The organism is Paenibacillus monticola (assembly GCF_009664975.1).
GTDB lineage: Bacteria > Bacillota > Bacilli > Paenibacillales > Paenibacillaceae > Paenibacillus_AQ > Paenibacillus_AQ monticola.
In genome coordinates, this window is record NZ_WJXB01000004.1 from 128,168 (window position 1) to 140,174 (window position 12,007).

A 12,007-nucleotide genomic window follows, 5' to 3' on the forward strand; every position below is an offset into this window, starting at 1 on the left:
TAATCGGATATAGTAGCTTTCCGTATTCCAAACTATAATGATAATGATAATGATTATCAGTTTCAATAGATGATGCGGAGGGAATCGAAGAGATGCGTACTGGGAAAATGGTTATCGCTAGCATGCTATTTATATTTATCATGTCATTAACGGCGTGTGGTCAGAAGAATATAACCGACACCAAAGGAACAGAGACACCAGCTGCAACAGGCACGACAGTGGAGCCATCACTAGAACCGAAAGAAAGTGCAGCAGAGGAACCAAAGGTGCGAACAGTAAATACTGTGAATGGGGACGTGACCATCCCAGTTAATCCACAGCGAATCGTGGCAACTTATTATGTTGGCGAACTAGCAGCTCTTGGCATCAAGCCGATCGGTACTGTAATCCGTCAGCTGGGAGATAAAAATCCCAATCTGGCTGCATATACAGAAGGAATAGTGGACATCGGCGAATTCCCTCCAAGTCTGGAGGCTATTGCCGCATTGGAGCCTGATTTAATCATTGCGACTGATTTTGATGGTATCGAATATGAGGATTATTCCAAGATCGCCCCTACGATTATCATTCCATGGGTAGCTGAAGATGTTACAACTAAGCTGCGTACCTTTGCGACACTTTTCAATAAAGAACAAGAAGCTGAGAAATTTATCGCTGAATCAGAAGCGAAAGTCGTCGAAGCCAGAGAGGCAATCAAGGGTTATGTATCTGAGGGCGAGACCTTCTCAATCATTAGGTTCTTTGGTAAATCTATTAGAGTGTATGGAGGGCGCGATATTGGCCATTCCCTATATAACAGTCTGCAGTTGACGCCGTCACCGCTTATTAAAGAAGCTATGGAGCAGAATCCGAACTTCACAAGCACGGAGGATGTCTCTTTGGAAGTGATCTCAAAATATGCGGCTGATCGTATATTTGTTGTAGTGACTGATGAAGATGGTGACAAGTACTATGATGAATTGCAAAAATTATCTGTCTGGACAGACCTGCCAGCAGTCAAGAATAATAAAGTGTACAAAATTCCAGCCGATAAGTGGTTCACCTATGACCCTATTTCCAACAATGTAACGTTGGACGAAGCTGTTCGTATTCTGAAAGAGGACGGTCTGAAATAGAGGAGATAATCAATATGGCAGTTGAATTGGAGCTATATGACGTTATTATTGTTGGGGGCGGTCCAGCTGGATTGTATGCTGCATTCTATAGCGGGATGCGGAATATGAAGACGAAGCTTATTGAGGCAAAGGATGAACTTGGCGGCTGGATGTTAATCTATCCGGATTCCCTGGGATACACTTGGTCTTGAATTGTCGGCTTCGTGCTCGGATGGCAAACAGGCCTGGGAAGCCTGCCAGCTGCACCAGCCCGATATTCTGCTCACAGATATCGGCATGCCGGCGATGAATGGATTGGAGTTAATCCAGAGAGCCCGTGAAGTAAATCCCCAGCTTCAGACGATTATATTGTCCTGTCACGGGGAATTTGAATATGCCCAAAAGGCCGTGAAATTGAATGTTGCCGAATATATATTGAAAGAAAGCCTGCAAATCGATCAGGTGATTTCTGTATTGGCCGAGGCGGTCTCCCGTTTAGAGGTTAAAATGATATCCCAAAATAATTACCTCCAGATGCAAAAGCTGGTCAGTCAAAATCACTCAGCCATCCGGACGAGATTCATCCGCATGTTCGTGGAGCAACCGGTTTGGGATGAAGCAGAGTGGTTCGGACAAGCCGAAGTTATGGGGGTCCGGCTGCAAAAAGGTATCCCATACTTGCCCGTGTTGGCAATCCCGGAACGCTCCTATGAACTGGAAAGACGTTTTGGCGGGATCGTGAACATGCAGTTTGTAATTGATAATGTGTTACAGGAATTTCTGGGAATTGACGGAATCATCCAGTTCGCTTTAACAGAACGGCAGTTCATACTATTCATACCCTTTCCGCATAGTATCATTCGAAATCTCTATGAGGATTTCAGAAATAAATTCCTGTATGTACAGAAGATGTCGAAGCTGCACTTGCGTATGGGTATTTCATTTTTTTACGGCGATGCCACTCCCAGCCTTATCGAAATAAAGAAACAGATTCAGGCGTTACTGGATTCCCATGCTCTACGCTTTTATACTGCTGAAGGAGCTATTATGAAGCTGGAACCTGTTAAGACGACCAACGAGGACCTGTTTATTCACTACTCTGAAATCCTTCAGCAGTTAAGAGACTGTATCCAAAATGAAGATAGTTCACGGATTTCTGCTACTGTCACAGATATCAAAAATTATATCAGCGCCATGAAATATCCGGTAGAAAGCGTAAAAAGCTGGTTGCTCAAAATGGTTATGGAACTAGAATTAAAATATATAGTAATGCAAAACTTTGTTAATAATTTCAATAGTGAAAGGTATCAGCGCTCTATACGGGAATTCGAAACCCTCAATCAGCTGATGGAATGGCTTGAAGGATTCTTGAAAGATAAAATAGTGATGCTGAAATCTATATGGAAACAAAATGTAAGAAAAGAAGTGGCCGAAGCAAAACGTTATGTTATGAACCATATTGGGGAGAAGGTTGGAATGGATGAAATGGCCAAACGTCTGGGGTTGAACCCTACCCATTTTAGCCGGTTATTTAAAATCGAGACAGGTCTCACCTTTATTGAGTATGTTACCAAACTAAAAATGGAACGTGCTCAGGATCTGTTAAATCAAACAAACATCACCATTGTAGATATTGCAGAGCAGTTAGGGTATGACAATGCCAGCTATTTCATAAAACTCTTCCGTAATTTCTCTGGTGTGACTCCTGTGGAATTCCGAAAATCCATCTAAAAAAATACTAAAACCGAACTGTGCTCGCGTGTCATAATCAACAAAATTTCCCACTGAATGTCTTATCAGCTCCTGTCTGCATTACTGGGCGGGGCTATTTGATGCTCAGTATATCCTGAAGCTTCAAGGTTCTTTTCAAGCAATGCCCCCAATCGCTGAGCCATAAAGGAAGGAGGGAGAGGCATACCATTCTTGAACCACCATTCCACAACCCCTACGATAGCCGCTCCTAAGAATTGAATATCCACATACTCACCGTCAGTTAATCCTTGATTGCTCCCTTCGGGCACATTATCCCCTAATTCTTGGAGAAAAAATGCAAGGAATCGATTGCGGAAAAATGGGCTTCCTTTACTGGCTAGTAATGCCGAGAAGAATAAAGAATGACTCTCAAAATACTCGAACCATACCAACCCCATATCTTTATAATCGGCGTCATCGTCTGTCGAATTGCAGAGTTCCCGTATATCGTCAATATGTTCTTCGATGAGCTTATCCAGAAGATCAAATTTATCCGTGTAGTGAAGATAGATAGTTCTTCGGCTAACATCTGCCCGGTCAGAAATATCTTGTATTGTAATCTGATCAAATTTCTTCTCAATCATCAGTTCAATAACAGCCATTTTGATTGCTTCTTGGGATTTGCGTATCCTTCGATCCATCTTTAACACTTGAGAATCACCAGCTTTCCTGAAAATAAATACACAATAATAAAGGATCTGTGAACTAATGCACGGAACCTGCCTTTTTAAGAATTGTAGACTTTCTATTTCTGTTTACAATTATACATAGTTGTTCCTTAATACACTAATGTGCATTTTATGTACATATATGGGGATGAAGTTATCATGATTACTAGTCGAGGGGGAACATTTCAATGAAAATTGCGATTATTGGAGCAACAGGGGGGACGGGAAGGAAAGTGCTGGAGCGTGCACTTGAATTGGGACATGAGGTTGTAGCTGTAGCCCGCCGGCCGGAAGGCATTACCTCTGCAGAGCGGCTCATCATTCGGCAGGGGGATGTATTCGATGTGTCAAGTATGGCCAAAGCCATTGCCGGTACAGATGTGGTAATCAGCTGCATTGGTCCAACCAGTAACTTCTCGCGGGGTAACGGCACGTCGAAGGGAGTCCTGAATGTCCTGGCGGCAAACTTCTCACCCGGTACCGTCATGTCGAAGGGAATTCCGAATATTATTGCAGCCTGTCAGGAGGCTGGAGTTAAGCGACTAGTCATGCAGAGTGGCATTGGGTTGAGCGATGGGAAGGAGCTTTCCGCAGGTAATCGGTGGGCTATAGGCATGAATCGCTGCATCTTATCGAAGGCGATCGAGGATAAGGCGATGGCTGAGCATGCGGTGCAACGGAGTGGCTTGGATTGGGTCATTGTACGACCGGCAGGGCTGAATAACGCAGCTGCCACTCTGAACTATACAGCAGGCCCATTAGCACGCATCGCTCCATTCCGGCCGCTATCTTTTATGGACTGTGCCGACTGCCTTGTACGGGCGGCGGGTGAGCCCGCATGGGTCGGTAAGATCGTAAATGTTGGACGAGGAATGAGAAAATAATCATTAAGGTTTCAAACATGGTTCATTACAGAGACAAGTTGGATAAAGCTCAAGCTGGTGAGACTTCCTAAAAGCGTGGGATCGCTCAGCATCCGCAACAATTATTAAGCGAAAATCGTGCCGTGAAAAATCTGGTCGCTCTCATAAGGATTGGTTTATATGAATGCGAGAAGGCCATCCTTTACGGGATGGCCTTCAAACTTGCCGCTTCAGCCATCGTGGGGAACTCCACAAGTGATGGTAAAGGAAAGATTTGAGTTGACGATACCAGCGACTTACCAAAGATGGGAAACTGTCTTTTAGTCATGCTTCCTAACTCGTTTTAACGTCTGTTAATGTGGTATATGTTGCTTAAGCAAAATAAAGGAAACTTTTACAGCATAGAGTTCCATTCGATTGGCTCAATCCCTTCATTTATGTTGCTATACTATTCTTAAAATACCAGAATAACCCTAATCGCCAATTTCAATAATGTTTCCCTCCGGGTCCGCAATGAAGAAGTTCCGCTGACCCCATGGCTTGGTAGATAATTCTTCAATGATTCTCACATTCAGCGCACTCAGCCGCTCATATTCCTGATCCACCTCATTCGTGGCAAAACGCATGTACATTTCCATAGTCAGGTTGATGCCGCTGGGTGGAACATAGGTTTCGCCAATGGACTCGGCAAAATGCTTACGGTCAAACATAAACAGCTGATCCGTGTCCTTCTTAAACGTCGCAAACAGGCCGCCGTCCCAACCGGTTTCAAAGTTCAAAACGTCACGGTAGAAAGTTACCATCTTTTCCATATTTCCCACGAATAGACCAACATCAATCATGCTGTGCAACCTCCCTCTAATCATCTAAAATCATCATATACCAAATCACTTTTTTTTACTTGGATAGTCTTGTCGGGATAACGGTCTGTCCTAGCAAGAACCCCCCCCCCCCAAAGATTGTGCTAAAATAATGTAGTAACCATTTTAACAATGATGAGGGATTTCATGTATAGAATAATGATGATTGAGGACGATGAAAAAATTAGACGGATTGTCGCTGATGCTTTGATCAAGTGGCAGTACGATGTGGTGGAAGTGACCCAATTTGACCAGGTGCTAACGGAATTTAAGCAGACAGATCCACACCTCATTTTATTGGATATTAATCTTCCGGTTTATGATGGATACTACTGGTGCCAGCAAATACGTGCGGTTTCCAAGGTGCCGATTATATTCCTTTCATCCAGAAATCAGAATATGGATATCATTATGGCGATTAATATGGGTGGGGATGATTTTATCCAGAAACCATTTGATTTGGATATTCTTGTCGCGAAAATCAGTGCGCTCATCCGCCGGAAATATACCTATCAGGAAGACGAGAACATCAGATTCATCCATCGGGGTTTGAAATTAAATATAACCAATTCAACTATTGAATATAAAGGGCAAAGCACGGAGTTAAGCCGGAATGAATTCATCCTTTTACAATTGCTGATGCGGAATGTCGGGAAAATTATTTCGCGCGAGGACTTCATGCAGGCACTATGGAATGAAGAACAGTTCGTCGATGATAACACGCTGACCGTAAATGTGAACCGGATGCGCAGGACAATCGCTGAGCTTGGCTTGGAGGAGTTCATTATCACCCGGAAAGGAATGGGGTATTTGATCGAATGACCTTCCTACGCTTTCTAACCTATGAAAAACCTTATATTTATGTGTATCTAGTCTGCTTCCTGATCTCGGCCGTGGTTCTGGTTACCGATAGCAATGGGGGCTGGACATGGGGGACATTATTCTATGCCTTCACCCTATCTTCGCTGGTGTTGCTCGGATTTTTAGTGCTTCGCTACCTGCAAAATGTTAGTGTGATCCGACAAATGAAAAGTGAGGATTATGACAGCTTGTCGCTGGAAGGAGAATTCGCTAAAGCGCACATCAATGAGCTGAAGAAGCAGCATATCCATGAAATGAATCGGACTCAAGATAGGCAGAATGAGCATTATGATTTTATCGTCTCCTGGTTCCATGAGATAAAAACACCGATTGCGGTTATTCGCTTACTGCAGCAAACCGAGATGGACGCGGGTAGTTTAAGAGAAGAGATTACAAGGATTGAAAATTACGTCGATCAAGCTCTCTATTACGCCAAACTCGATAGCTTTAATCAGGATTACGATATTCAAAATTGTGATATTATTCAGATTTCGAAAGAGATCGTTAAGGCTCATTCGAAAACCTTTTTTTCAAAAAAAATCCGCATTGACATGCAGGCAGAACCAATGGAGGTTCAAAGTGATCCTAAATGGCTGCAGTTTATCGTTAATCAGTTATTGACGAATAGTTTAAAATATACAGAGCATGGCGGGGAGATTACCATCTCAGCATTCGAAACCCCGCAGGATAAACAGCTGCTGATTCGGGACAGCGGAATTGGTATTAGTCAGAAAGATTTGCCGCGAATTTACAATCGAGGTTTTACTGGAGAAAATGGACGGACGTATACGAAGTCAACGGGAATGGGGTTATATTTAGCCCAACAGTTAAGTAACAAATTAGGACATTACATTAGTTGTACGTCGGTAGTGGGGGAGTTCACCCAATTCATTATTCACTTCCCGCTAGATAGCGATCCGTATTTAATACTACAAAAAAACACACGATGAGTAACTCACCGTGTGTTTTTTTCGTTAATAATTTTGTAGTAAATAGATGTTGATGATACATAAAAGATTAGATACGTTAACACATATACTCCCATGACAGAAAAAATAATCGTCGTTAAGGAAGGTGAATCTTTGATTACTAGGATGACTGTGTAGTATAAAAGAAACCAACTGTGTACCAATCCAAGTATTAGCGGCGGTAAAAATACGAACAGCAATTGTTTCCGAATAATCTTTTTTATTTCTTTGTCGTCCACACCAATTTTTCGTAAAATGGCGTAGTGTTCGCGCGCTTCTGTCGCTTCTCGCAGCTGTTTAAAGTATATGACACTTCCTAAAGCAAATAATGCAATGACTGCAAAAAATGCAACGGAGAACAATACTAAAGAGGATGATTCCGTATCAACAGAATACATATCTATATAGGCTGAATAATAGGCTCCTTCTGTTTTCATCACAATATCGTATATCTTTCGGGATATGTCATTGGATGTTTTCGGATCTTCGATTTGATAAATTTCATATGAAGTAAGGGTACGATTTTCTTTTAAGTCCTCAAAAGCTTCATCTGAAATAACGAGTACAGAAGGCTGAAGATCGGTATCTCCACCAGGACTCGTGGGGATACTTAACAACGGGTATCGTATTTTCTCGACTACACGAAATGTATGGTCTTCCAAAAGGGTGATTTCAAGCTGAGGACTTGTATACTTCGTTGGTTCATCTAATCCTCTTGCTAAAACAATCACTTCTTCCCCTTCTAAATCTACTTTTTCACCAACTCCACGTAAATCAACAACCGCATTGAATTGTGACTCAGGGAAAAGGTAAAACTCCTCTGTGTAATATTCGGGATAGCTATACAACATTTTTCTATTTGGGATTTTTTCTGTTTGAATTCCGGTAATTGATTTATGACCCATAATTGGATGTGAGCCATTCATAATTTGTTCAATTTGTTGTTGTGTTGCATCATCTTGCGTCGAAAAAGCAAAATGGTTTGGAAATTCTTTTTTTACAACATCAGCTTTCACAGCGTAATCTACGGCAATAAATCCAACTGCAAAGATGATAATAGCACTAATCAGTGAATTAAAAGTAAAGTTAATCGTATTTCCGCGAATAGAAAAACGGAGGGAGGAAATCCATAACATTTTGTTGCCACTAAAGTAATTTTTACTTTGACTCATCTTTTGTAAAATCCAACCGGAAAACTGGCGGAAAAATAAATATGTTCCGATAATCAATGCCACGGCTGTCGCAATTAATGTTTCTTCCAAATGATTCTTCCATATGTCTGTATCGTCAGCTATGGTAATCGTGAAGTAGGACGCTACGATCAATAGGATGGACAATAGCGCCAAAGGCATGGAAAACTTAAGCGGTTTGTCCATTTTTTCTTTTGCATGAAACAATTCAACTAACTGCACACGACGGACATTAAAATAACTTTGAATGGTAATGATACCGATTAATAAAGCGAATAACAGAATGGTTAAGGCGATTGCTTCCAGTGGAAAAGCAAAAGAAATATTGTCATTGTAGTGCATTAAGTTCATTAATACCGCGCCGAAAAATTTCGATAGCAATCCACCGATTACTATACCGCTCGATACAGAAATGGTGCTCAAGAATAATGTTTCAAAGAAGACCATTGTGGCAATTTGTCTTTCTTTCATCCCGTAAAGTAAATACATACCAAATTCTTTTTTTCGCTGCTTCATGAAAAATGAGTTCGCGTACAAAATAAAGAACACAATAAACAAAAAGACGATAATTGAGGCAATGAAAATAACCGTTTTGTAGTTTTCTTTATTTTGAATGGCTGCAACTACGTCCTCGTTAAACATTAAACCGGAAAAGGTAAAGTAAATGACAACCCCGACAAACATGGAAATGAAATATATGGTATAGAGTCGGAAGTTCCGCTTCATATTCCTCCATGATAAATCAATTAGGTTCATCGCTGGTCACTCCCTATAGCACTTTGAATCGTTAGGATTCTATCGAAGAATTCCTTTTCCGACTGTTCTCCTTTAAACATTTCATTGACGATTTTTCCATCACGAAGAAAAACCACGCGCTGGCAGTAGCTCGCTGCATACGAATCGTGAGTAATCATCAGAACCGTTGTCATAAATGTTCTATTTAACGATTGAATTTGTTCGAGCAGCTGGGTTGCAGATCGGGAATCAAGTGAACCCGTCGGCTCATCCGCAAACACAATCGCTGGCTTGGTAATAAGTGCCCGCGCTGCAGCCGTGCGCTGCTTTTGCCCACCGGAAATTTCCGACGGATATTGATGTAAAATCGATTCGATATTTAACGCTTCAAGCAATTTCGCTAATCGCTGCTCCATTTCCGCGACAGGTGTTTTTTGTAAGGAGAGCGGCAGCAGGATATTCTCTTTCACCGTTAATGTATCCAGTAAGTTGTAATCTTGAAAAATAAATCCCATGCGTTTCTGGCGGAATTCTCGTAAGGCTTTCTTCTTCATATCCAACAGCGATTTTCCTTCGATCCAAACCTCACCGCCGTTAAAGCTGTCAATTGTTGAGAGGGTATTCATTAATGTCGTTTTCCCAGAGCCGGATGGCCCCATAATCGCTGTAAATTCTCCTTCTTCAATGATCAAATCGATACTTTTTAAGACCTGTGTTTTTCCATACGATTTCGATAAGTTCTTTGTTTGAATAATTTTAGCCATGGTTACGGCCTCCTTCACCTCCATACTATATCGACTATTTTGCTGTCCAACCATCGAGTTAATACAATCTAAAGTGACATCTTTGTCATGTTGAGTCATTAGGATTGCGGATAGTTCGGTGCATCTGCTTGTAGTCGGGATAACCACGGAAGCCTCGCCAGAGATTCCTTATCTAAGCCTTCAATTATGCTGCACAAGTATTTTAAAAAGGTCACAGCAATATGCCCCCTGCAGTATCAGAAGGTCATTCGGCTGCAAATCGCACGCCGTTTGCTTCTCTCAGAGGGGAGTATAGCCGCATGTTCGGCCGCCCGCAGAACTGTTATTCCATTACAGGCGCCAGTCCCGCTGCCACAACTACCAAAACATCTCGCACGATCATTTCGATCGTACGATCTTGAGAATCTCGACTCCACTGTAAGGCTGAACCGAATATGCCCCAGCTTATGATTTGGGCCGTAGCCTCCACAATTTCTTTTGAAGGGGAGCTTGATGCTTCGCTCAGCCATTTGAACAGTAATTGATAAAGTTCCCTTTGCATAGCGCTTTCGAACAGGCGTTCATACTGGCTGTCCGCCGGTGTCATGTGCTGCCGGATACGAGAGATGAAATCGAAGACGGCTAAGATAAGAGTTCGCAGGCTGCCCATATCCGAGATGGAGGAATCGGGCAGTGCTTCGTTCAATCTCTTCTGGAATTTCTCTCTCATCCAGCTCTCCAAAAATGCATATCTATCTTCGAAATGTGCATAAAATGTGGTACGATTGACGGTCGCTTTAGCGGCTATGTCTTGCACGGAAATGGAATGGAGATTCTTTCTCTCGATGAGCAGTTCTGTAAAGGACTGCATCAGTAATTGACGCGTGCGTCTAACGCGGGGGTCATCAATATTCACTGGCATGCATAATCTCCTCCTATGGGATGGCTGGAAAGGCAACAAAGGCCTGAAGATGTTGGGAAAGCAACGATCGCGGTTCTTTGTTCATTGCCCGGATTACGTAATCCACCTATGATTCATGTGTAGTATACATGATACAAGGAGGGTTTGTTTACATGATCATTATAACCGGAGCGAATGGACAATTGGGTCGGGCGGTAGTAGAGGAGTTGCTGAGAACTGTCCCTGCTGAGCAGATTGGAGCGAGTGTCCGTGATCCGGAAAAGGCACAGGAACTTAAGGCGCAGGGGGTTCGTGTCCGCCGGGGCGATTTCACCGATGCGGACAGTCTTCTCCACGCTTTTGAAGGGGCATCAAAGGTTTTCATTGTTTCAACCGACAATGTAGGCGAGATAGCTGTCCAGCAGCGTGGGACGGCGATTGCCATGGCCAAGCAGGCTGGCGCCGATCGAATTGTCTATACCAGCCATATGGGTTCGTCCCTGACGTCGCATTTCCCTCCGATGGTCGCGCATGCCGCTATCGAAAACGTACTCCAAGCTTCTGGTATGGCGCATACTTCGCTTCGAAACGGCTTTTATGCCAATTCTGCGATCATGATGTTGGGTAATGCACTCCAAACCGGGGTGCTGGCAGCACCTATGGATGGGCCTGTTGCCTGGACGTCTCATCCCGATCTGGCCCAAGCGGCTGCGGCCCTCCTTAGTAACCAAAGTCTTGAGGGTATAACTCCTAATCTTACTGCCGCAGAGGCGATTGATTTGGAGGAGATCGCCGCGATTGCCTCTGAGTTAGCGGGGCGCTCGATACGCCGGATTGTCGTGCCGGATGACGAATATCGGGCGAATCTGGTCGCTCGCGGTGTTCCTGAGGCGAGGGCAGACATGCTCATGGGCCTCTTCCGCGCGAGCCGTGCTGGAGAATTCTCAGATGCGGATCCAATAATGCTTGCTCACTTGATCGGCCATCCACCGCTAACCTTTCGAGACTTCCTAAAAGCGTGGATCGCTCAGCATCCGCAATAATGATTAAGTGAAAATCGTGCCGTGAGAATTCTGGTCGCTCTCATAAGAAGTGGTTTATATGAATGCGAGAAGGCCATCCCGTAAAGGATGGCCTTCAAACTTGCCGCTTCAGCCATCGTGGGGAAACCTTATCATACCCACAACCGGTCCCCTCGCACCCAGCAGCGCAGTACCTAGCCACGAGCCGATAAAGCCTGCGATGATATTCCCCAGCACGCCTCCCGGAACGTCCCTACCCATCAGATTGCCGCTTAGCCAGCCGATCAACCCACCGACGATTAACACCCAGATCAGAAACATTGATTTGTCCCCTTTCCCCTCTATAGTGA

11 protein-coding genes and 3 pseudogenes are annotated in these 12,007 nt (G+C 43.5%); 8 read left to right on the forward strand and 6 right to left on the reverse strand.

Annotated features, from left to right (window positions below; all coding sequences use genetic code 11):
• Nucleotides 1–92: 92 nt before the first annotated feature.
• From GJB61_RS13250 to GJB61_RS13260, 3 genes and pseudogenes are all read left to right on the forward strand, one after another.
• A complete protein-coding gene (locus GJB61_RS13250) occupies nucleotides 93–1,115 on the forward strand; it encodes an ABC transporter substrate-binding protein (protein WP_154118986.1) in 1,023 nt (340 codons plus the stop codon).
• Between the two features lie 14 nt (nucleotides 1,116–1,129).
• Nucleotides 1,130–1,288, forward strand: a pseudogene (locus tag GJB61_RS13255) (NAD(P)-binding protein); the annotation flags it as partial.
• Between the two features lie 19 nt (nucleotides 1,289–1,307).
• The gene (locus tag GJB61_RS13260) at nucleotides 1,308–2,825 is read left to right on the forward strand and encodes a response regulator transcription factor (RefSeq protein WP_154118987.1); all 1,518 of its coding nucleotides are present in this window, start codon (nucleotides 1,308–1,310) and stop codon (nucleotides 2,823–2,825) included.
• Nucleotides 2,826–2,890: 65 nt separating this feature from the next.
• On the opposite strand, the gene GJB61_RS13265 is transcribed toward GJB61_RS13260, so the two are convergent.
• A complete protein-coding gene (locus GJB61_RS13265; protein WP_338115800.1) occupies nucleotides 2,891–3,496 on the reverse strand; it encodes a TetR/AcrR family transcriptional regulator in 606 nt (201 codons plus the stop codon).
• Nucleotides 3,497–3,702: 206 nt separating this feature from the next.
• Between GJB61_RS13265 and GJB61_RS13270 the strand changes: the two genes are divergently transcribed.
• The gene (locus tag GJB61_RS13270) at nucleotides 3,703–4,398 is read left to right on the forward strand and encodes an NAD(P)-dependent oxidoreductase (RefSeq protein WP_154118989.1); all 696 of its coding nucleotides are present in this window, start codon (nucleotides 3,703–3,705) and stop codon (nucleotides 4,396–4,398) included.
• Nucleotides 4,399–4,850: 452 nt separating this feature from the next.
• On the opposite strand, the gene GJB61_RS13275 is transcribed toward GJB61_RS13270, so the two are convergent.
• Nucleotides 4,851–5,219 (reverse strand): VOC family protein, encoded by a 369-nt coding sequence (locus GJB61_RS13275; protein WP_154118990.1) that lies wholly within the window; start codon nucleotides 5,217–5,219, stop codon nucleotides 4,851–4,853.
• A 165-nt stretch (nucleotides 5,220–5,384) separates the two neighbouring features.
• Here GJB61_RS13275 and GJB61_RS13280 point away from each other — a divergent pair, with 165 nt between their 5' ends.
• Both GJB61_RS13280 and GJB61_RS13285 read left to right on the forward strand, forming a co-directional pair.
• On the forward strand, nucleotides 5,385–6,059 hold the full coding sequence (locus GJB61_RS13280; protein ID WP_154118991.1) for a response regulator transcription factor: 675 nt from the start codon (nucleotides 5,385–5,387) through the stop codon (nucleotides 6,057–6,059).
• Nucleotides 6,056–7,048 carry a sensor histidine kinase gene (locus GJB61_RS13285; protein ID WP_154118992.1) on the forward strand — a complete coding sequence of 331 codons (993 nt, stop codon included), beginning with the start codon at nucleotides 6,056–6,058 and terminating at the stop codon, nucleotides 7,046–7,048. Before GJB61_RS13280 ends, GJB61_RS13285 begins: the two co-directional genes overlap by 4 nt.
• Nucleotides 7,049–7,053: 5 nt before the next feature.
• Here the strand turns inward: GJB61_RS13285 and GJB61_RS13290 are convergent, their stop codons facing one another.
• Nucleotides 7,054–8,940, reverse strand: a complete 1,887-nt coding sequence (locus tag GJB61_RS13290) for an ABC transporter permease (protein WP_229521668.1) — start codon at nucleotides 8,938–8,940, stop codon at nucleotides 7,054–7,056.
• A 68-nt stretch (nucleotides 8,941–9,008) separates the two neighbouring features.
• Nucleotides 9,009–9,755 carry an ABC transporter ATP-binding protein gene (locus GJB61_RS13295; protein ID WP_154118994.1) on the reverse strand — a complete coding sequence of 249 codons (747 nt, stop codon included), beginning with the start codon at nucleotides 9,753–9,755 and terminating at the stop codon, nucleotides 9,009–9,011.
• Between the two features lie 186 nt (nucleotides 9,756–9,941).
• On the opposite strand from GJB61_RS13295, the pseudogene GJB61_RS31725 reads away from it, so the two are divergent.
• A pseudogene (locus GJB61_RS31725) lies at nucleotides 9,942–10,055 on the forward strand (AraC family transcriptional regulator); the annotation flags it as partial.
• Between the two features lie 22 nt (nucleotides 10,056–10,077).
• Here the strand turns inward: GJB61_RS31725 and GJB61_RS13300 are convergent.
• Entirely contained in the window at nucleotides 10,078–10,656 is a 579-nt protein-coding gene (locus tag GJB61_RS13300; RefSeq protein ID WP_154118995.1) for a TetR/AcrR family transcriptional regulator, read from the reverse strand.
• A gap of 152 nt (nucleotides 10,657–10,808) precedes the next feature.
• Here GJB61_RS13300 and GJB61_RS13305 point away from each other — a divergent pair, with 152 nt between their 5' ends.
• Entirely contained in the window at nucleotides 10,809–11,678 is an 870-nt protein-coding gene (locus GJB61_RS13305; protein ID WP_154118996.1) for an NmrA family NAD(P)-binding protein, read from the forward strand.
• Nucleotides 11,679–11,813: 135 nt separating this feature from the next.
• On the opposite strand, the pseudogene GJB61_RS13310 reads toward GJB61_RS13305, so the two are convergent.
• Nucleotides 11,814–11,978: pseudogene (locus tag GJB61_RS13310) on the reverse strand (GlsB/YeaQ/YmgE family stress response membrane protein); the annotation flags it as partial.
• Nucleotides 11,979–12,007: the final 29 nt, after the last annotated feature.

Bases quoted from the DNA above. Each gene is read 5' to 3' on its own strand.
- GJB61_RS13250 (WP_154118986.1), top strand. From the start codon at position 93: ATGCGTACTGGGAAAATGGTTATCGCTAGCATGCTATTTATATTTATC.
- GJB61_RS13290 (WP_229521668.1), bottom strand. From the start codon at position 8,940: ATGTTTGTCGGGGTTGTCATTTACTTTACCTTTTCCGGTTTAATGTTT.
- GJB61_RS13285 (WP_154118992.1), top strand. From the start codon at position 6,056: ATGACCTTCCTACGCTTTCTAACCTATGAAAAACCTTATATTTATGTG.
- GJB61_RS13275 (WP_154118990.1), bottom strand. From the start codon at position 5,219: ATGATTGATGTTGGTCTATTCGTGGGAAATATGGAAAAGATGGTAACT.
- GJB61_RS13295 (WP_154118994.1), bottom strand. From the start codon at position 9,755: ATGGCTAAAATTATTCAAACAAAGAACTTATCGAAATCGTATGGAAAA.
- GJB61_RS13305 (WP_154118996.1), top strand. From the start codon at position 10,809: ATGATCATTATAACCGGAGCGAATGGACAATTGGGTCGGGCGGTAGTA.
- GJB61_RS13280 (WP_154118991.1), top strand. From the start codon at position 5,385: ATGTATAGAATAATGATGATTGAGGACGATGAAAAAATTAGACGGATT.
- GJB61_RS13300 (WP_154118995.1), bottom strand. From the start codon at position 10,656: ATGCCAGTGAATATTGATGACCCCCGCGTTAGACGCACGCGTCAATTA.
- GJB61_RS13270 (WP_154118989.1), top strand. From the start codon at position 3,703: ATGAAAATTGCGATTATTGGAGCAACAGGGGGGACGGGAAGGAAAGTG.